Origin of the sequence: Sphingobium bisphenolivorans, from assembly GCF_000412635.1 — a bacterium.
Classification (GTDB): domain Bacteria; phylum Pseudomonadota; class Alphaproteobacteria; order Sphingomonadales; family Sphingomonadaceae; genus Sphingobium; species Sphingobium bisphenolivorans.
Window position 1 is genome coordinate 72889 of record NZ_ASTG01000010.1, and the last position, 18719, is coordinate 91607.

Annotated in this window: 26 protein-coding genes; 14 read left to right on the top strand and 12 right to left on the bottom strand. The window is 63.2% G+C overall.

The genetic code is table 11. From position 1 onward, the window contains the following. Nucleotide 1 precedes the first annotated feature (1 nt). The 3 genes from hisF to L858_RS0109170 all read left to right on the top strand — a co-directional run bounded on the left by hisF (nt 2) and on the right by L858_RS0109170 (nt 1531). On the top strand, nt 2-766 hold the full coding sequence (gene hisF, locus L858_RS0109160; protein WP_028055975.1) for an imidazole glycerol phosphate synthase subunit HisF: 765 nt from the start codon (nt 2-4) through the stop codon (nt 764-766). Between the two features lie 159 nt (nt 767-925). After that, the gene (locus L858_RS0109165) at nt 926-1168 is read left to right on the top strand and encodes a PEP-CTERM sorting domain-containing protein (RefSeq protein WP_022682851.1); all 243 of its coding nucleotides are present in this window, start codon (nt 926-928) and stop codon (nt 1166-1168) included. Between the two features lie 42 nt (nt 1169-1210). Then, nucleotides 1211-1531, top strand: a complete 321-nt coding sequence (locus L858_RS0109170) for a phosphoribosyl-ATP diphosphatase (RefSeq protein ID WP_022682852.1) — start codon at nt 1211-1213, stop codon at nt 1529-1531. A gap of 9 nt (nt 1532-1540) precedes the next feature. Here L858_RS0109170 and L858_RS0109175 read toward each other — a convergent pair whose 3' ends face one another. Continuing rightward, complete coding sequence (locus L858_RS0109175; RefSeq protein ID WP_028055976.1) at nt 1541-2446, bottom strand: histone deacetylase family protein; 906 nt, start codon at nt 2444-2446, stop codon at nt 1541-1543. 59 nt (nt 2447-2505) lie between these two features. On the opposite strand from L858_RS0109175, the gene L858_RS0109180 reads away from it, so the two are divergent. From L858_RS0109180 to L858_RS0109190, 3 genes are all read left to right on the top strand, one after another. Continuing rightward, nucleotides 2506-3960, top strand: a complete 1455-nt coding sequence (locus L858_RS0109180; protein WP_022682854.1) for a L,D-transpeptidase family protein — start codon at nt 2506-2508, stop codon at nt 3958-3960. 3 nt (nt 3961-3963) lie between these two features. Further along, on the top strand, nt 3964-4254 hold the full coding sequence (locus tag L858_RS0109185) for a hypothetical protein (RefSeq protein ID WP_022682855.1): 291 nt from the start codon (nt 3964-3966) through the stop codon (nt 4252-4254). Between the two features lie 129 nt (nt 4255-4383). Next, nucleotides 4384-5061 (top strand): murein L,D-transpeptidase catalytic domain family protein, encoded by a 678-nt coding sequence (locus L858_RS0109190; RefSeq protein ID WP_022682856.1) that lies wholly within the window; start codon nt 4384-4386, stop codon nt 5059-5061. Between the two features lie 8 nt (nt 5062-5069). Here L858_RS0109190 and L858_RS0109195 read toward each other — a convergent pair whose 3' ends face one another. From L858_RS0109195 to L858_RS0109220, 6 genes are all read right to left on the bottom strand, one after another. Next, the gene (locus L858_RS0109195; RefSeq protein WP_022682857.1) at nt 5070-5765 is read right to left on the bottom strand and encodes an ATP12 family chaperone protein; all 696 of its coding nucleotides are present in this window, start codon (nt 5763-5765) and stop codon (nt 5070-5072) included. Beyond that, entirely contained in the window at nt 5762-6016 is a 255-nt protein-coding gene (locus L858_RS0109200) for a hypothetical protein (protein WP_022682858.1), read from the bottom strand. Before L858_RS0109200 ends, L858_RS0109195 begins: the two co-directional genes overlap by 4 nt. Continuing rightward, the gene (locus tag L858_RS0109205; RefSeq protein ID WP_022682859.1) at nt 6013-6672 is read right to left on the bottom strand and encodes an HAD-IA family hydrolase; all 660 of its coding nucleotides are present in this window, start codon (nt 6670-6672) and stop codon (nt 6013-6015) included. Before L858_RS0109205 ends, L858_RS0109200 begins: the two co-directional genes overlap by 4 nt. Beyond that, nucleotides 6669-7958, bottom strand: a complete 1290-nt coding sequence (locus L858_RS0109210; protein WP_022682860.1) for an RluA family pseudouridine synthase — start codon at nt 7956-7958, stop codon at nt 6669-6671. The genes L858_RS0109205 and L858_RS0109210 overlap by 4 nt, the downstream gene beginning before the upstream one ends. Then, nucleotides 7955-8338 carry a fluoride efflux transporter CrcB gene (gene crcB, locus L858_RS0109215; protein ID WP_022682861.1) on the bottom strand — a complete coding sequence of 128 codons (384 nt, stop codon included), beginning with the start codon at nt 8336-8338 and terminating at the stop codon, nt 7955-7957. Before crcB ends, L858_RS0109210 begins: the two co-directional genes overlap by 4 nt. 85 nt (nt 8339-8423) lie before the next feature. Further along, a complete protein-coding gene (locus L858_RS0109220) occupies nt 8424-9116 on the bottom strand; it encodes a hypothetical protein (protein ID WP_022682862.1) in 693 nt (230 codons plus the stop codon). A gap of 150 nt (nt 9117-9266) precedes the next feature. On the opposite strand from L858_RS0109220, the gene L858_RS0109225 reads away from it, so the two are divergent. Further along, entirely contained in the window at nt 9267-9488 is a 222-nt protein-coding gene (locus tag L858_RS0109225) for a hypothetical protein (protein ID WP_022682863.1), read from the top strand. Between the two features lie 41 nt (nt 9489-9529). On the opposite strand, the gene L858_RS0109230 is transcribed toward L858_RS0109225, so the two are convergent. Beyond that, entirely contained in the window at nt 9530-10861 is a 1332-nt protein-coding gene (locus L858_RS0109230; RefSeq protein WP_022682864.1) for a dihydroorotase, read from the bottom strand. A 63-nt stretch (nt 10862-10924) separates the two neighbouring features. Here L858_RS0109230 and ygfZ point away from each other — a divergent pair, with 63 nt between their 5' ends. Next, entirely contained in the window at nt 10925-11662 is a 738-nt protein-coding gene (gene ygfZ / locus L858_RS0109235; RefSeq protein WP_022682865.1) for a CAF17-like 4Fe-4S cluster assembly/insertion protein YgfZ, read from the top strand. Then, the gene (locus tag L858_RS0109240; RefSeq protein WP_022682866.1) at nt 11659-12405 is read left to right on the top strand and encodes a glutaminyl-peptide cyclotransferase; all 747 of its coding nucleotides are present in this window, start codon (nt 11659-11661) and stop codon (nt 12403-12405) included. Before ygfZ ends, L858_RS0109240 begins: the two co-directional genes overlap by 4 nt. A 4-nt stretch (nt 12406-12409) precedes the next feature. Here L858_RS0109240 and L858_RS0109245 read toward each other — a convergent pair whose 3' ends face one another. Then, a complete protein-coding gene (locus L858_RS0109245; RefSeq protein WP_022682867.1) occupies nt 12410-12715 on the bottom strand; it encodes a hypothetical protein in 306 nt (101 codons plus the stop codon). Nucleotides 12716-12836: 121 nt separating this feature from the next. On the opposite strand from L858_RS0109245, the gene L858_RS0109250 reads away from it, so the two are divergent. From L858_RS0109250 to L858_RS0109270, 5 genes are all read left to right on the top strand, one after another. Next, complete coding sequence (locus L858_RS0109250) at nt 12837-13166, top strand: hypothetical protein (RefSeq protein ID WP_028055977.1); 330 nt, start codon at nt 12837-12839, stop codon at nt 13164-13166. Then, on the top strand, nt 13166-13414 hold the full coding sequence (locus tag L858_RS0109255) for a tellurite resistance TerB family protein (RefSeq protein ID WP_022682869.1): 249 nt from the start codon (nt 13166-13168) through the stop codon (nt 13412-13414). The genes L858_RS0109250 and L858_RS0109255 overlap by 1 nt, the downstream gene beginning before the upstream one ends. Nucleotides 13415-13523: 109 nt before the next feature. Continuing rightward, on the top strand, nt 13524-14453 hold the full coding sequence (locus tag L858_RS0109260; protein WP_022682870.1) for a DUF808 domain-containing protein: 930 nt from the start codon (nt 13524-13526) through the stop codon (nt 14451-14453). Continuing rightward, entirely contained in the window at nt 14453-15823 is a 1371-nt protein-coding gene (locus L858_RS0109265; protein WP_022682871.1) for an MATE family efflux transporter, read from the top strand. Before L858_RS0109260 ends, L858_RS0109265 begins: the two co-directional genes overlap by 1 nt. Before the next feature lie 101 nt (nt 15824-15924). After that, nucleotides 15925-16245: a hypothetical protein gene (locus L858_RS0109270; protein ID WP_022682872.1), complete on the top strand. Its 321-nt coding sequence runs from the start codon at nt 15925-15927 to the stop codon at nt 16243-16245. 63 nt (nt 16246-16308) lie between these two features. Here L858_RS0109270 and L858_RS0109275 read toward each other — a convergent pair whose 3' ends face one another. From L858_RS0109275 to L858_RS0109285, 3 genes are all read right to left on the bottom strand, one after another. Continuing rightward, complete coding sequence (locus tag L858_RS0109275) at nt 16309-17079, bottom strand: ABC transporter permease (protein ID WP_022682873.1); 771 nt, start codon at nt 17077-17079, stop codon at nt 16309-16311. After that, nucleotides 17076-18008 carry an ABC transporter ATP-binding protein gene (locus tag L858_RS0109280; RefSeq protein WP_028055978.1) on the bottom strand — a complete coding sequence of 311 codons (933 nt, stop codon included), beginning with the start codon at nt 18006-18008 and terminating at the stop codon, nt 17076-17078. Before L858_RS0109280 ends, L858_RS0109275 begins: the two co-directional genes overlap by 4 nt. 67 nt (nt 18009-18075) lie before the next feature. Further along, nucleotides 18076-18705 (bottom strand): class I SAM-dependent methyltransferase, encoded by a 630-nt coding sequence (locus L858_RS0109285; RefSeq protein ID WP_022682875.1) that lies wholly within the window; start codon nt 18703-18705, stop codon nt 18076-18078. Nucleotides 18706-18719: the final 14 nt, after the last annotated feature.

Consider the following 18719-nt stretch of genomic DNA (forward strand, 5'->3'; position numbering starts at 1 on the left):
CATGACTGTACGGACCCGCGTTATTCCCTGCCTGGACGTTGCCAATGGCCGCGTCGTCAAGGGCGTGAATTTCGTCGATCTGCGCGATGCGGGCGACCCCGTCGAGCAGGCGAAGATCTATGACGCAGCCGGCGCGGACGAGCTTTGCTTCCTTGACATCACGGCCACGCACGAGGCACGCGGGACCATCTTGGACGTCGTTCGCCGCACGGCGGAGGTCTGCTTCATGCCCGTGACCGTAGGGGGCGGCGTGCGCAGTCCCGATGACGCCAGAGCATTGCTGCTGGCAGGAGCCGACAAGGTCGCCGTCAACAGCGCCGCCGTGGCACGGCCCGAAGTCGTGGCGGAGATCGCCGATCGTTTCGGTAGCCAGTGCGTCGTCGGATCAGTTGACGCGCGGCGGGTGGGCGAAGGCCGCTGGGAAATCTTTACCCATGGCGGACGTAAGCCCACCGGGATCGACGCGCTGGAACACGCCATAAAACTGGCCACACTCGGCGCCGGCGAACTTCTGGTAACCTCCATGGACGGGGATGGCACCAAAGCGGGCTATGATCTGGCGCTCACTCGCGCGATTGCCGATGCCGTTCCGGTGCCCGTCATCGCCAGCGGCGGCGTCGGCACGCTCCAGCATCTCGTGGAGGGTGTGCTCGAAGGCCATGCTAGCGCGGTGCTGGCCGCCTCCATATTTCACTTCGGTCAACACACGATTGCTGAAGCGCATCAGGCGCTGGCAAGTGCAGGCGTGCCCGTCCGCAACTTCTGAACGGCCGATTCAGCCAAAAGCGTCGGTTGCGTTTACATTAACCTTTTTGCGCCAAAGTTGTTAACCACAGCAGGTGGCGCTGCACCAGATTTCAACCGTTCTGGCATGTTCTCTGCACCTCTTCTCTCACCTGACCAATTGGTAAGAAGGGGTAAAAAGATGAATGTAAACAAACTGTTTCTGGTCCTCGGCCTCGTCGTAGCGATCGGTGCCGCTGCGCCTGCCGATGCTGGCCGGAACTGTTGGTGGGGTAAGTGCGGCGGCGGTTCGTCGAGCGGCGGTACCGGAAGTTCGGGCGGCACCCCGACGCCGGTGCCCGAACCTGAACAGATGGCGCTCTTCGGCATGGGCGCGGCAGCGCTCGGCGCGCGCTTTCTGATTGCGCGCCGCAAGCAGAAGTAAGTTTTCATTTGACGGGTCGCATGGCTGGCGCTTGATGGCGCCATGCGTGCGACCCTTTTCGATCTTGAACGAACCATCAGCCAACGGCGGCAAGCCGATCCCAGCCAGTCCTATGTGGCGAAGCTCACCGGCCGTGGCCGTGCCAAGATCGCCCAGAAGGTCGGCGAGGAAGCGGTCGAGACGGTGATTGCCGCGATGGCGTCGGACAAGGACGGCGTCGTGAGCGAGAGCGCGGACCTGCTGTTCCATCTGCTGGTGCTGCTCGCCGACCTCGATATCCCGCTCGACAGGGTGCTCGCCGAACTGGAGCGGCGCGAGAGCGTATCGGGGATCGCGGAAAAGGCCGCGCGCCAGCCGGACTGATCGTCGCCCTCAAGGCCATGGACCCGTCTCACCGGCGAGGCGGATCATGCAGGCGGCATGCCTGCGCGCCACCGCCATTCGGTCCTCGCCATAGCCGCCACCCATCGTGCTCGCCAGCGGGACATGCCGTGCGCGGGCCATCGCCATGACCATGCGGTCGCGTGCTTCCAGGCCCGCGTCGCTCAGCGCCAGGCGCCCCAGCTTGTCGTCGCCGTGGCTGTCCACGCCCGCCTGGTACAGGATGAGGTCGGGCGAAAATTCATCCAGTGCTGGCGGCAGCACCTCCGCCAGCACAGTCATATAGGCGTCGTCTCCGGTTCCGTCGGCCAGGCCGACATCCAGCGTCGAACTCTGCTTGCGCGTCGGGAAATTCTTGTCCGCGTGAATCGAGAGCGTAAACACCTCATCCCGGCCCGCCATCAAGGCGGCGGTGCCGTCACCCTGATGCACGTCCAGGTCGAGGATGAGTATCCGGCGCGCGTCACCCTCCGCGATGAGGCGGTTGGCTGCGATCGCCAGGTCGTTGAACACGCAATAGCCCGCGCCACTGTCGGCCATCGCATGATGACTGCCGCCAGCCGCATTGGCGGCATAGCCCTTGCGCAGCGCAAGTTTCGCCGCCAGCCATGTTCCGCCCGGCGACAGCATGGAGCGGCGCATGACACGCTCCGTTACCGAAAAGCCGATCCGCCTCGTCATTTCCGGGGGTACACTGAGCGTCGCCACCTGCTCAACATAGCTGGCGTCGTGCACCGCCTCTATCCAGCGGCGCGGCATAGGTTCGGGCTTATACACGGTGAATGGCGCCCCGCTTTCCCGCAGTGCCTCCATCACCAGGCCATATTTATCGAAGCGGAAGCGGCTGCCGTCAGCCGCCGGAGAGACATAGGTCGGATGGTGAACGACATGGAGCATCATCATTTTCCGCTATCTTCGAGTTTGAACGATGCGGGCTTTGCGCTATCTGGTCCAGCATGAACCGTTCCCGCCTCATCCGTTTTTCCGTTTCTTCCCTTGCGGCTATGATCGCGGCCCCGCTGCTGGCGCAGCCTCCCGCTGTCGCCCCCACGCTGCCGCCCGCCGCGCCGCCCGTGGTTGCACCGCCAGCCGTCGTGACACCGCCGCCTGTGCCCTTGCCCGCGCCTTCCGCCGCGCAGGAGCGCTGGCTGAACGACTGGCTGAAGGGCGGCGCGCAACAGGGCTTGATGGCGCGCAGAAAGTCTACCGGCCTGCTGAAGGGTGACGCGCTTCTTACCGCCGCGCTCGACCGCGCCAAGGCGTTGAGCACGGGCCGCGTCGATACCGCAGACTTCCTCAACATCTGGGCGCTACGGCCCGCCGCGTTCGACCCCCGGCCGGGTCTGGCGAAGGCGTTGGCGGAAGATCGCCTTCCGCAATGGGCGGCGAGCCTCACTCCGCCTTATTCGGGCTATGACGGGCTGCGCAAAGGCCTCGCCAATTACGAGCGGATAAGGGATTCGGGCGGCTGGCCTACGCTGACGGCCCAGTCCTCCCCCGATTCGGTCCGCGCACGCATCGCCATAGAGGACAAGAGCGTCACGCCGGGCGAAAAGCTGGTGGACGTGCTGCAGCGGGCGCAACGGCGTTATGGCCTTAAACCCACCGGGCTGCTGGACGCCCGCACGCTCAAGGAACTGAACGTTCCGGTCGAAGACCGCATCGCTGCGATCATGGCGAACATGGAGCGTTGGCGCTGGATGCCGCGCCAGTTACCGGTCAACCGCGTTCAGGTGAACATCGCCGCCGCCGTGCTGACGGTGTTCGAAGGGGACCAGCCGGTGACCTCCATGCGGGCGGTGACGGGCGCTCCCGACAATGCGACGCCGATGCTCACCTCCAGCATCCACTCGATCGTCGTCAATCCGCCATGGAACGTGCCTGCCTCGATCGCCAAGAAGGAGCTTTGGCCCAAGGGTCGCGCTGCGCTGGCCCGGCAAGGATATAAGATCGTCGGCACACCTGAAACGGGCGAGCGGATTGTCCAGCCCGCGGGGCCGAACAGCGCGCTGGGCCGGTTGAAGTTCGACTTCAACAACCCTTTCGCCGTCTACCTGCATGATACCCCGGCGCGCGCGAAATTCTCGAGCTACGACCGCCTCGCCAGCCATGGCTGCATCCGGTTGGAAAAGCCGGTGCCCTTGGCTGAGCTGATGCTGGCGGACGACCCGAACCTCGCGGGCAAGGTCCAGTCACTGATCGACGCAGGCAAGACCCAGCGCGTGTCGTTGCCCAAGGAAGTGGCCGTGTATTTGCTCTACTGGACCGCTTTTGCCAGCAACAACGGCACGATGAGCTTCCGGTCAGATCCCTACGGCTGGGACAAGCTGCTCGCCGAGAAAATTGAGGCCGCGAGCCATCGCGTCGACCCGACTGCCGCGCCCGCGGCTTCCATCGCATCCAAGGATTGATCCATGCGCAAGATTGCTCTCGTCGCCCTCGCCGGCGCCCTTGCCCTCGCCGCTTGCGGCAAGAAGGAGGAAGAAGCAGCGCCTGCTACCAACAATCTAGTCGAGCCGCCGGTCGAGAATGTCGTGGTCGAAGAGCCCGATGCTCCGGCTCCGGAGGCAACCAACAATGTCGCGGCGCCAGAGCCTGCCGCGCCTCCCGTCATTTCCGAAGATCAGCAGATCCAGGACGATGCTGCTGCAACCGGAATGACCTCTCGCCTGGAAGCGGGCGAAGCGGCCAATTCGACGGAGTAAGCAACTCCGTCGTTCTGCCTTGAAAATTGGGCAGGACACCGGCTTCGAACAGCGCCGTGCGAGCCGCGGTACGATGGCTGGGGGGCCGCACTCTTGGACCGGCGTCGCACATTTGCTATATTGGCCGCCATGGATCGTCGCAGTTTCACGAAGCTCGCTTTGAGCGGGATCGCCTTTTCATTTCTTGCCGATAGTGTCGGTCGGGCCATGCCGTTGGGCGAGACTCAGCCCGCCGCCCCTGTTCCGCCTCAGCCCCGTCCGGTGGCTGCCGGACCGTTAGCCAAACAGCCCTACGCGCAGTTGCTCGAGCGCGCGAAGGCGGCGCTTGATACGCATGAGCATCGGTTTCAGTTGCGCGACCGTGTCGCCTTGGCCGATTTCAATGCACCCTCGCGGGAGTTGCGATTCCATGTCGTCGACCTGATGGGGGGGCATGCCAGTTCCTATCTGGTCGCCCATGGCCGCGGCTCAGACCCTGCGCATTCCGGTTGGCTTCAGAGCTTTTCCAACGAACCCAATTCGCTCGCCAGCTGTTCCGGGGCGTTCAAGACCGGGGAGATTTATGAGGGGCAGCATGGCCGCGCGATGCGGTTGAACGGCCTGGACCCACAGAACAACAATGCCGAAATGCGCGCCATTGTCGTGCATGGCGCCGATTATGTGAGCGAAGATCATATCGCGACCTGGGGCAAGATCGGACGCAGCGAGGGGTGCTTCGCCCTCGCCCGCCATATGCTCCCACAATTCCTGGGCCTGGTAGGGCCCGGACGGCTGCTTTACGCCGACAAGATCAGGGGCAGCGCCTAACGCCCTGTTCAGTCCCGCACCAGTTCGCAGAAGGTGCAGGCGGTGGCGAACTCCGCGCGACGGCGGGCTGAACGTGCGGCGGCCTCCGCATCCTCGCCCCATTGTTCGACTTCCCACGCCTCGTCTATTTCGGAAGCGGCCCAGATCGCATCCGCATCATGGCCGCCTTCGATGATGGCAAGGCCGCAGATCAGTGAGCCGGACAGGGTGACCAGGGTCGATAAGCCGGCGAGGGTAAAGGGATCGAGGGCAGCGACCACAGCCCCCAACTGCTCCAATGTATGCGCAGGCTGCTCCACCGGAATAATTCCGTGCGTGACATGGAAGGTGACATCGTAGCGGCGCATTGCCCATTCGAGCAGCGGGTTCCACGCAGACTCCTCCCGCTCGATCAATTCCGCCGGCCCTTCCGCCCGGTAGCAGAGCAGATCGCTCTCGCCATAACGGGCTATACTGGCGGCGAAGCTCTCGCGGTTCGGTACGATCTGGTCGATAGCGCCGTTTGCCAAGCCGGTGAATGGCATGGAGCGCGGATCGACCACGTCTCCCTGAGCCCCCCATTCGTCGGCGATCGCCTCCGCAAGCCGGGCGTTGGGAAGCACCAGCGCGGCCCTCGCCGGCGTACGAATGGGACGTCCGTCCAGTTGGACTTCATAGCCAGCGTCGCCAGCGACGATGGCGACATCCTTATAGAAACGCTTCATTGCGGCGGCTTTCGGAACAATGCGAGCAGCAGGCGGGGAACGATCACGAACTGGAAAAGCCCCACCAGGACGAATATGGCGCCCATCGCCTTGGCCTTGCCGCCCTGTACCCAGCTGAAACGCTGCATCAGGACGAGGAAACCAAACATCACCAGCAGGGCGCCTGACAGACGGAACAGGCCGAGCGCGAAGAAGCGTTGACGCGCCACCTTTTCAGGATCGGCGGGCGGGATATGGGGCGTTTCGTTCATCTGGCGAGTATATGGCCATGCAGTTCCGCACTGTCCATCGCGACGCTGGCCGCGCCCGCCGCGATCAGGTCGGCAGGTGGATGGTAGCCCCAGCCGACACCCAGCGCGCGCACATGGGCGGCTGCGGCCATATGGATATCGAAGCTTGTATCGCCGATCATGACGGTCGTTTCCGGAGCAGCCCCCGCTTCCGCAATGGCGGTGAGCAACATGGAGGGATGCGGTTTGGAAGGATGGCGATCGGCTGTCTGCAAGGTGACGAAATGCGCATGAACACCATGGTGGCGCAAGCAGAGATCAAGCCCCCTGTCCGACTTGCCGGTGGCAACACCCAGCAGCCAGCCCCCCGCATCCAGATCGCGGATCAACTCAGCGATACCGGGATAAAGCGGTTCGGAAACCGCATTTTCCCGCCTCAGCTGTTGAAATGCGAGTTTGTAGCTCTCCGACAGATGGAGATGGAAGTCCGCTTCCGCATCCGGCAACAGCCGTGCGATCGCCAGTGGCAGAGAAAGGCCTACAACCGAGAGTATGCTGACGCGATCAGGCGCTACGAGCTTCTCGCCCTCGAATGCGTGGGTCATGGCCGTGCAGATGCTGTGCTGGCTATCAACCAGCGTCCCGTCGCAATCGAACACGGCGAGCCGGTTCGTCATTTCTTGCGAGCGCCCGAGCTTGCACCTACTCCACGCGAACGGCGTTCGCCGCGCCGCTCCTTACGGATCTGCTTGGCATGGGCGCGAGCCGCCTTCTTCTCATCTTCGCGGGTCGGCTTCCGTTCGATCTCCTCGTCCAGCGGCAGGTCGCCAGCAGACAGGTCGAAGCCCAGTGAAAGCAGGCTCGCGGCGAAATGCTCGGGCAGTTCTGCCCGCACATCGACGCGGCCGCCATCGGGATGATCCACACGTATCCGCCGGGCGTGCAGATGCATCTTGCGGCTGATCGTGCCGCTCAGAAACGCTTCCTTGCCGCCATATTTCCCGTCGCCGACGATCGGATGGCCGATTGCCGCCATGTGGACACGGAGCTGGTGCGTACGGCCGGTATGGGGCTGCAGTTCCACCCAGGCGGCACGATTGCCCGCGCGCTCGATCACGCGATAGCGCGACCGGGCGGGCAATCCCTCCTGCTCATCGACATGCATCTTCTCGCCGCCCGTGCCTGGTTGCTTGGCGATCGGCAGTTCGATCATGCCGTCCTCGATAGACGGCACGCCCATGACGATGGCCCAATACACCTTGCGCGCCGTGCGGCTGGAGAAGGCCTTCGCGAAATAGGCGGCCGAGCGCGCAGTGCGCGCGATCAGAAGCGCGCCCGACGTATCCTTGTCGAGCCGATGGACCAGCTTGGGACGCTGGTCCAGTTCGAATTCCAATGCATCGAGCAGCCCGTCGACATGGTCGTCCGTCTTCGTCCCGCCCTGCGTCGCGAGGCCCGGCGGCTTGTTGATGACGATCGCCTGCGCATCCCTGTGGATCACCAGGCCCTGCGCAAACGCGATCTGATCGTCGCTCAACTCCGGGCGAACCCGGCGAGGCCTGGCGGTTTCCACCGGCTTCGGCTCAGCGGGCGGGACGCGGATCGTCTGCCCCTCCGCAACACGATCGCCCGGCGCGGCGCGCGCGCCATCGACGCGCAACTGGCCCGTGCGCGCCCAGCGCGACACGCTGTTAAAGCCGACATAGGGCAAATGGCGCTGGAACCAACGATCGAGGCGAATGCCGTCGTCATCGGCGCCGACACGGAACTGGCGGACGTCCAGCGATACGCCCTTGGCCGGTGAGTGCTTGGCGGGAGCGGCTTTCGGGGCAGCCTTGGCCGGTGTCTTGGGGGCTTCCGGCTTGCGCGCGCGGGCAGCCTTCACCGCGCCACGAGCCCTGCCCTGCGAGGCAGCTCCAGGCTTGCGAGGACCGCGCGTCGGTCCGGTCGATTTCCCCTTCATGCGACGCTCCTCATCAGGGCAAGGCCGCCGAAAAGTCCAGCCACGGCGCCGATCACCGAACATAGCGCATATGCCACAGCCATGCCGGTCTGGCCCCGTTCGATCATCAGCACCGTCTCCAGGCTGAAGGACGAAAAGGTGGTGAAGCCGCCCAGCAGCCCGACGCCGATCAGAAGGCGGACTGGATCGCCGGACGCCAGATGGCAGCGCGCCAGCCACCCGGCAAGCAGGCCCATGGCGAAGCCGCCCATTATGTTGGCCGAGAATGTTCCCCAAGGCCATGCAGCCGCCGGAACCATGTGGCCGGCGAGCCGCCCGAGCAGATAGCGCAGCGCCGATCCGACAGCGCCTCCTGCCATGACGAGAAAGATATTTGTCATGCCGCCCGCCCTAGAGCATTTTCAGAATGATTGGGAAGCGATCATTCTGAAATGCCAGACGGCGCGGCCGGCAGGGCGGCCAGCCTTATCGCCCGTTATCCGCGATCACGTCGACGCTGGTCTTGCCGCCCGGGGCGTCGTTGAACAGCAGCAGGAACGCGCTGCCGTCATCCTCCCGCGTGCCACCGAGGACATGATTGCCGTCCACGACGCTATGTTCCGCATCGAAGCCGGCGCGGCGAGCCTGGGTATAGTAGAAATCCATCACGCTCTGGCGGGGCACAGGCGTCTGGAAGGTCGCCGCGCGCAGGCTGCAGCCATCCTTGTCCGCACCCGCCGCCTCCTTGAGTTCAGCGCCGGGATAGACAGTGAAAGGCTCGGGAAGGCGGCTCGCCCATTGCAGGCCCGATACGAGCTGCTTCCGACAGAAGGCATTTCCGCCGGGCTTCTGCTGTTCGCGAGCAACGGCCGCGAGCGCGTCGGCCGATTCGGCGTTGGCTCCGTTCGCCGGGGCAGGCGTGGCGAGCAATCTGCCGCCCGCAAGCTTAACGGATTGTGCAAGCGCCTTGGCGGCCGGCCCCTGGAGCGAGGGAAGCCGCGCCGCACGCTGCCCGGCGAGTTTTGGGTCTACAACGATCTGGTCGGTCAGCGCGTCGCCGGCATTGTCAGTGAGCTGAGCGTCGAGCGCATTGAGATCATCCTCCTTCTTCTTGCCGCATCCCGCGAGCGGCAGAGCCAGGACAAGCGCGAGCGCGCAGAATGATCGACCAAACGCCATGACTTCACTCCTTCGTAAATGAGGAATGAAGAGCAAAGGTTAATTTTCCGTTAGGGGTTATGGTGAATCGACCCCTTAAATCGACGCTGCTGTTCGCCAATCAGCATCGCTCATCTTGCCGCGGGGCCGACGGAACGCCATCTGTCTTCCATGCTCAACATTCTGTCAGCCCTGATTGGCCTTATCACACTTATCCTGATGATCCCGGCCGTGTTTCCCCTGCTCGGCGCGCTCAACTGGTTGCTGGTGCCGATGGCGCTGGTCGGCGCGTTTATCGGCATGTTGTCGTCGAAGAATGGCGGCCGCAATTTCTGCCTGATCGTCGCAGCCTTCGGCGCGCTCCGCCTCTTCATGGGTGGCGGCATCATCTGACGCGGGACAGGCATTCGCGCCTGTCCCTTTCGCAGGACCGCTCAGGCGAACTCGGTTCCTTCGAAGCGGACCGGTTCGCCCGTGGCTTTGTTGGCAAGCGCATCTTCCCACATGACGCGGTGACCGCGCACGATCGTTCCCACCGCCTTGCCGGTCAGGTCCATACCCTCGAATGGCGACCAGTTGCAGCGCGAAGCAAGCCAGTTGCTGTCGATCGTCCACCGCTTCTTCAGATCGACGACGGTAAAGTCAGCGTCGTAACCCAGCGCTATGCGTCCCTTCCCCACCAGCCCGAAAACGCGCTGCGGGCCTGAAGAGGTCAGTTCAATGAAGCGCCGCAACGACAGGCGCCCCTCCGCGACGTGGTTGAGCAGCAGCGGCACCAGCGTCTGAACGCCCGGCATACCGCTCGGCGATGACGGATAGGGTTTTGCCTTCTCCTCGATCGTATGAGGCGCATGATCGCTGCCCAGCACATCGGGCACGCCCTGGTTGAGCCAGTGCCATAGTCCATCGCGATGCGCCCGCGACCGGATCGGCGGGTTCATCTGAGCGTAGGTGCCAAGGTGCGGATAGGCGTCTTCACCGGCCAGCGTCAGATGCTGGGGCGTCACCTCGCAGGTCGCGATGTCCTTGTTGCGGGCGATATACTCCAGTTCCGCCGGCGTCGTCACATGCAGGATGTGGATGCGCCGACGCGCCTTGCGCGCGAGGTCGATGATCCGCTTCGTCGCAATCATCGCGCTTTCATCGTCTCGCCAGACCGGGTGCGACGCCGGGTCGCCCTCCACCCGCAAATCCTTGCGGGCGTTCATGCGCGCTTCGTCCTCGGCATGGATGGCAACGCGACGCGTGCCGCTCGCCAGCACGCGCGAGAGGGCGTCGTCATCGTCCACGAGCAAGCTGCCGGTGGAGGCGCCCATGAAAATTTTGACCCCGGAGGTGCCGGGGATGCGCTCCAACTCGCGCAGTTGCTCGGCATTGTCGGCGGTCGCGCCCACATAGAACGCATGGTCGCACCACATGCGGTGATGCGCGCGCCTCAGCTTGTCCCGCACCCGTTCGGCGGTGTCAGTATTCGGATTGGTGTTGGGCATTTCGAATACCGCGGTGATCCCGCCCAGCACCGCCGCGCGACTGCCCGACTCCAGATCTTCCTTATGCTCCAGCCCCGGCTCACGGAAATGAACCTGGCTGTCGATGCAACCCGGCAGCACATCGAGGCCGGCGCAGTCGATCACCTCCCCCGCGTCGCCCAGCGACGTCCCGATGGCCGCGATCTTGCCGTTCCGCACGCCCACATCCGCTCGCTCGCTGCCGCCCGGCGTATGGATGGTGCCGTTCTTCAGGATAAGGTCAAAATTCTCGGACATGATGCAGGCACCCTGGTTCGTGGTGGGCTTGGATATGGTGTGGGAGTGTCCTACCTAAAGCCGATGACTGGCACCACCCTTACAGACCGCGCGCTCCTCAGAATTTCAGGAGAGGAAACAAGGTCCTTTCTCCAGGGCCTGCTGACCCGCGATGTGCTGACCCTCAAAGAAGGCGAGCCGCGCTGGACGGCCATGCTGACGCCCCAGGGCAAGGCGCTGTTCGATTTCATTCTCTGGGCCGACGGTGACGACGTGCTGGTCGACTGCGAAGCGACGCAGGCGGGTGCGCTGGCGAAAAGGCTGACTCTTTATCGCTTGCGGCGGAAAGTGACGATCGCCCCAGAAGACGCGCTGGCCGTGCATTGGGCGCCGCATGCGGAGGGCAAGCCGCTCGACCCGAGGCTGTCGGCGCTGGGGCATCGTTGGCTCGCTGAGCCCGATAGCGGCGACGCGGCACCGGCTTTTCGCGCTCATCGGCTGGCGCTCGGCGTATTCGAAGGCGTAAGCGAGCTTGGTCAGGACCAGTTGCTATGGCTGGAAACCAACGCCGAAGAGCTGAACGGCGTAGATTATGACAAGGGCTGCTATGTCGGGCAGGAAAACACCGCCCGCATGCATTATCGGAACAAGGTGAACCGGCGTCTGGTTGCGGTCCCGCTCGCTTACGCCGACGAAAAGCGGCAGAAAGCTGTTCTTTCTGATCTTGGCCTTTCCATCGAATTGCGGCGGGTGGAGGATCTCAATCCCGCCATTCTTCCCGACTGGCTTGCCAACGCCGTTGCGGAACCCGCAGCCGAATGAGCCGTGCCCTGCTGGCGCTGGTGAGCGTGCTGCTGCTGAGCGTCCCCGTCCAGGCGGAGACGGCGTGGAAGCTGGTCGGGACCTACCCCCATGACCCCGCCGCCTTTACGGAGGGGCTGTTTTTCCATGATGGCGCGCTTTACGAGAGCACGGGGCTGGAAGGGCAATCGGACATCCGCAAGGTCGAGTTGAAGAGCGGCAAGGTGCTGAGCCGCCGCATCGTCGCCGAGCCCTATTTTGGCGAGGGAATCGTCAATTGGAAGGATCGCCTGATCAGCCTGACGTGGCGGCACCGCCAAGGGTTCGTCTGGAAATTGAATGACTTCTCCCCCGTTGCGACATTTCGCTATGAAGGTGAAGGCTGGGGCCTGACGCAGGACGGGCGCAGCATCATCATGAGCGACGGCACCGCCCAGCTTCGCTTCCTCGATCCCAACACGCTGACCGAACGGCGGCGGATCACCGTTCGCTGGAACGGCAGGCCAGTCGAGCGGCTCAACGAGCTGGAATATGTGAAGGGCGAGATCTGGGCCAACATCTGGTATGATGACCGGATCGCCCGGATTGATCCGCAGAGTGGCCAAGTGATCGACTGGGTCGACATTGCTCCTCTCGTTAAGGCGCGAGGGACAAAGGAAAGCGAGGCGGTCGCCAATGGCATCGCTTATGACGCCAAGGGCGATCGGATTTTTGTCACCGGGAAGAACTGGACGAAGCTGTTCGAGATCCGGCTTGCACACTAAGCCATCAGCCGTGCGCTCGCTTTCGCCGTGTTTCCCAGCCCTTCTTGGCAGCTGCGGACCGATCAACCGCTGACCGACGCGCGGACGCCGCTCCGCCTTTTCGTCCGCCTTCGCGCGAGGACACATGCGTGTCCGGCTTTCCTCGGCCGGAGCCAGACTTGTTGCCGCCGCCGGATTCCTTGTTCACCGTTGCCCAGGCTCGGCGCTCCGCTTCGTCATGAGAAACGCCGCGCTTCTCATATCCTTCCTCGATATGCTCGGCTTTTCGTTTCTGCTTGTCGGTGTAGCTGCTCTTGTCGCCGCGAGGCATGATGCGTCTCCGTCTTGTGCCCGAGTTTCCGATCAACGACGCAGCGGCCCAGCCGTTCACAACGCTGCGCATCCGTTACGAAATGGAAGGAACAGAGCCGCCGGGCTGGCGTTCAATTGCCATGGAACAGCGCTCCCTCATTGAGCGGCTCGCCCGCCATCTGGCGATGAGCGAGCCCGAAAGTTGGCAGGACCGTGTGGAGGATGCGGCAAGCCTGCTTGCGATCCTGAAGACGCCGGACGACGCCATGCGCGAGGCGGGAGACGACCGGATCTGGCAGGCCATGATCGATGCAGCATTGCGCGAGCGCTGGGCAGTAGCGCCGGCATCTGCCTCCGGCGAGCCGCCCGGCGGTACTGATGAGGAGGGCGAGATATCGCTCCCGCCCCACGGGGTCAGCGGGAATCCGGCCGAATGGGTTCATGTTCACAAGCCGCGGGAGAAGCAGTGATGAAGGGACTGGTGAAATTCGCTTTTGTTGCCGGGCTCGGTGCAGTCGCCTACAAGAGCTGGCAGGACTGGCAGGCCCGCCGCGAAGAGGAGGAAGATCTGGCTTCGCTGGGCCGCTGGCAGGCCGTTCGCGATGCAGGACCTGCGGAACAGCATATCGACGAGGATGGCTGGGATCTTGTTGACGAGCAGGTCGATGAATCCTTCCCCGCCAGCGACCCGCCCGGCAATTATCGCGGCGTTCACTGAGCCGCCCCGCCGCCTTGGCGGCATGATCATCGGCGGCATTGCCCCGCTCCGGACCCGCCTCTATTGAGACGGTTCGGCACTCAGCCGAGCCAACAGGGGAATAGTATCAATGCCTTCGGGTCTGATCGCGCTGCTCGATGATGTAGCGGGCATCGTGAAGCTTACCGCTACGTCGCTGGACGATGTAGCCGCCGCTGCAGGTAAAGCGGGCTCAAAAGCCGCAGGGGTCGTCATCGACGATACCGCAGTGACGCCGCGTTACGTCATGGGACTTACCCCTGACCGCGAGCTTCCGATCATCTGGAAGATCGCCAAAGGCTCGCTTCGGAACAAGCTCCTCTTCCTGCTGCCCGCCGCGCTGGTGCTGAGCGCCTTCGCGCCCTGGCTCCTGCCGCCGCTGCTGATGCTTGGCGGCACCTTCCTCTGTTTCGAGGCGGCCGAGAAGCTGCTGGAGGCAGTGAAAGGCGGTCACGACGTGGCCGATGAGGCATTGACCACGCATAGTTCCAAGGAGCTTGAGGACCAGAAAGTATCAGGCGCGATCCGCACCGATTTCATCCTGTCGGGCGAGATCATGGCGATCGCGTTGGGAACCGTGGCTGCCGAGCCGATTTGGGAGCAGGCGCTGATCCTTGTGGTCGTTGCCATATTGATCACCGCCGGCGTCTATGGCGTCGTCGGCTTCATCGTGAAGATGGACGATATCGGGCTGCATCTGGCGGAACGCTCATCAGCAGGCGTGCGTAGCCTGGGGCGCGGCATGGTCAAGGCAATGCCGGTATTGATGCAGATTTTGGGCGTGGTGGGCACCGCCGCCATGCTGTGGGTCGGCGGCGGCCTTATCGTTCATGGGCTGCACGAATTCCACTGGGACGCGATACCCGGCACTATCCACCATGTCGCGGAAAGCGCTGCCCATGCCGTTCCTGCCATCGGCCCGGTCGTCGAGTGGTTCGTCAACGCGCTCGGTGCCGCTATCATAGGGTTGGTGATCGGCGGGATCGTCGTCGCGGTGCTGCATCTCTTCAAGAAACATTGATGTCCTCGCCCTGGCGCCTGGAGGCAGGCGCGTTGATCGCGCTTGCACTGCCGATGATCGCCGGCAATATCGCATGGGCAGGGATCGCTGCCACCGACCTGCTCCTGCTGGGCCGTCTCGGCGCTGGCGCGGTTGCGTCCGGCGCTCTCGCGATCAACCTGTTCAATGCGCTGCTGATCTTCGGCATGGGTCTGGTGACGGCCGCTTCGCCGCTCATCGCCAGCGAGCGCGGACGCCATCGTCATTCCGTGCGCGATGTACGCAAAACGGTGCATCAAACTTTGCGAGCGGCAACGCTGTTCACCCTGCCGGCCTGGGCGCTGCTCTGGAATAGCGAGGCGATCCTGCTGCTGATGGGTCAGGAACCCGACCTTGCGCGGCAAGCGGGCTCGCTGATGCATGGGCTGCAATGGGCGCTGCTGCCCTTCCTCGGCTTCACCACGCTGCGCAACTTCATTTCCGCGCTGGAGCGCCCGGTTTGGGGCCTCGTCATCATGATCTGCGCCATTCCCTTCAACATTCTGGCCGGGTGGACGCTGATCTTCGGACATTTTGGTTTCCCGGCCTGGGGTCTTTTCGGCGCGGGGATCGCCAGCACGCTCTCCTCCACCTTCCTGTTTTTGGGATTGTTGAGTGTGATCCTGCTGAACCGGAACTTCCGGCGTTATCGTCTGCTCGGACGCTTCTGGACGCGGGATCGTGAGCGGCATCGCGCCGTGTGGACATTGGGACTGCCGATTGCCATCACGCTGGGCTTCGAGACGACGGTCTTCAACGCCTCAGCCTTCCTCATGGGCCTGATCGACCGCGATTCGCTTGCGGCCCATGCCGTCGCCATCCAGATCGCGGCGATGATCTTCATGGTCCCGATGGGCATTGGTCAGGCAGCGACCATTCGAGTAGGCATCGCCTATGGTAGGCGAGACAGCCATGCGATCGCGCGCGCTGGCTGGCTGGCACTGGCAGTCGGCACCGGCTTCGCGCTGGCGGCAGCCGGCCTGTTGATCAGCATTCCGCGGACCTTGGTGTCAGCCTTTCTCGACCTTGGCGATCCGGCAAACGCCCGCAGCGCAGCGCTTGCCGTGCACTTTCTTGCCATAGCGGCGCTGTTTCAATTGGGCGATGCAGCACAGGCAGTGAGCGCAGGGATGCTGAGGGGACTGCAGGACACGAAGGTGCCCATGATATGCGCTCTCTTCGGCTACTGGGTGGTCGGCCTCGGCGTCGGCGTCCTACTGGCCTTTCCAATGGGGTTGAACGGCGTCGGCATCTGGCTGGGCCTGGCGAGTGGCCTTGGCGTGGTTGCCTTGTTACTGGTGGGCCGGTGGTGGGCGCGTGAGCGGCTCAGCCTCCTGCCCCTGCCCCGCTAACACTGCTCATCGCGAAAAATGGCCCGGTTGCACCGCTCGACCATGGTGCAGCGCACAAAGCAATTGAACCGCTCCGACGAATCGCTAATGAACTAGGCGCTATGATTGACCCAGCTATGATCTTTGAAGCCATCGCTTTACAGAAATGCCTCATGGCCACCTATAACAAGATGGTCGTAAAGCTGGCGCCGCACATCCTCTACACGCGCCATGATGAAATGTTCATCGACGCCGTGACGACTGAGCGGGACGGCCGTCCGCCGCGCGAACTGAAGCTCGGCACCTTCAAGCTCGCGGGTTTGAGCGAAGTGAGCCTGCTTGAAGAGAAGTTCGAAGCGATGCACGGACTCTACGATGAAACCGACAGCAAATATAAGGGCGTGAGTCTCTTCGCCGTCGAGCCGCAGAGCGCCGCCGCCTGAGAGGCGTATGAGAGTGCTGGGGATGATGGGCGGCCGTGACAGCCGCCCTTTGTTTTCGCGCACTTATTTCTTCAGCCGGTATCCCGTGCGGAACATCCACGCGATGACGCCCAGGCAGACCGCCAGCATGGCCCCGGCGAACAGCAGGCTGAATTCGATCCCCACATCACCCTGGCCGAAAAAGGTCCAGCGAAAGCCCGAGATCAGGTAGACGATCGGATTGAACAGCGTGATCGTCCGCCACGGCTCGGCAAGCATGTGGATGGAGTAGAATGCGCCGCCGAGGAACGTCATCGGCATGATCAGCAGCAGGGGGATGACCTGCAATTGCTCGAAGCTTTGCGCCCATATGCCGAGGATGAAGCCGAAGAGACAGAAGCTGACGGCGATCAGCACCATGAACGCGACCATCGCAAATGGATGGGCCACGGGCAGGTCGACGAAAAGATGCGCCGTTGCAAAGATGATCGCCCCAACGATCAGCGATTTCGTCGCCGCTGCGCCGACATAGGCGATGACAGTCTCCGCAGCAGACACAGGCGCGGAGAGCAGTTCATATATGGTGCCGGTGAATTTTGGCATGTAGATGCCGAAGCTGGCATTGAAGATGCTCTCCGTAAACATCGACATCATGATGAGGCCCGGCACGATGAAGGCGCCGTAGGGAATGCCGTCGATCTCCGTCATGCGTGACCCGATCGCCCCGCCGAACACGACGAAATAAAGCGATGTCGTGATGACTGGCACCAGTAGACCCGTCAGCAGCGTGCGGCGGAAGCGGTGAAGCTCGAAGGCGTAGATCGACTGGATAGCCCGATAGTTGAACCCGCTCATGCCGCCCGCTCCTGGTGCACAAGGCTCACGAAAATATCTTCCAGACTGCTCTGCTCCGTATTGAGGTCCTTGTAGCCGATCCGCAAATCGCCAAGCTTGCGCAGTAGCGATGACACCCCGGTGCGCTCCGCCTGCGTGTCGAAGACATATTCCATCTCATGTCCGTCGGCCTTGAGGCTGACGCCCCACTCCGCAAGTTCGAATGGCACGGAAGACAGCGGCTCTGAAAGCACGATCGTGAGCGTCTTCTTCCCCAGCTTGCGCATGAGCGCGGTTTTCTCTTCGACCAGGATCAATTCGCCCTTATTGATGACGCCGACGCGGTCGGCCATCTCTTCCGCTTCCTCGATATAATGGGTGGTGAGGATGATCGTGACGCCGGTTTGCCGCAGCTCTGCGATCAGCTTCCACATGTCCCGGCGCAGTTCCACATCGACGCCAGCGGTCGGTTCATCAAGGAACAGGACGCGCGGCTCGTGGCTCAGCGCCTTGGCGATCATCACGCGGCGCTTCATGCCGCCCGAAAGTTCGAGGATCTTGTTGTGGCGCTTGTCCCAGAGCGACAGGTCACGCAGGATCTTCTCGATATGGGCATCGTTCCTGCCCTTGCCGAAAAGCCCGCGGGAGAAGCTGACGGTGTCGATCACCCGTTCGAAGGCATCGGTATGCAGTTCCTGCGGCACAAGGCCGATCGCAGATCGGGCGCCGCGATAATCGCGGACGATGTCATGGCCGGCCACGGTGACGCTGCCGCCACTTGGCCGGACATTGCCGCAGATGATCGAGATCATCGTCGTCTTACCCGCCCCGTTAGGACCCAGCAGCGCGAAAATCTCGCCCTCCTCAATCTCCAGGTCTACGCCCTTGAGCGCCTGAAACCCCGATGCATAGCTCTTCGTAAGACCGGAAACCGTGATGATTGATGCCATGAGCGGCATTGCCCCCTTTGCCTATGAGCGGCAAAGATAGGGCGCCCCTCGCAGAGCGCAACCGGCGCTAATCGCCCTTGCGGAAAAAGCGGAAAACCGTGGCCGGGGGGAAATTCCGCACCGTTTGGCCCGATCGCTCTACGTCGAGGTCGAGCGCGTCGAGCACGTCCCGACTGACCGGCGGCCGCATCGAATAGGTGAACTGGATGAAGTTGCCCCCCGCTTTCAGCATCCGGAAGGACTCCGACAGGATGTCGCCATGCATGCGGCGGTCCATCGCCAGCAGCGGCAGCCCGCTGATCACCGTCTGATATTCGCCGGGCGCCCCGGCCGTGGCCGTCGAGACGATCTGGGCGGGCGTTTCCAGCACAGATACATGCGGGAAGTGCCGCCGCAGGCCACGGGCGAAGGCAGGATTGATCTCCACCACCTCCAGCTTTTCCGGCGGCAGCCCCGTATCGAGGATGGCGCGGGTAAATACGCCGGTCCCGCCTCCCAGCTCGATCACGCGGCCATCGGCAGGATCGATATCCGCCACCATCAAACGGGCCAGATAGCGGCTGCTGGGGACGACGGACGCAGTTTGCCGCGGCTTTTTCACCCAGGCGGCCAGGAAATCCAGATATTCGGTTGCCCGCGCGCGCAATTCGCCATTCGGCATGGCAATCGCCCGGCTGCGCTTCGGCTTATACTGCATGAGCGGACTGCGAC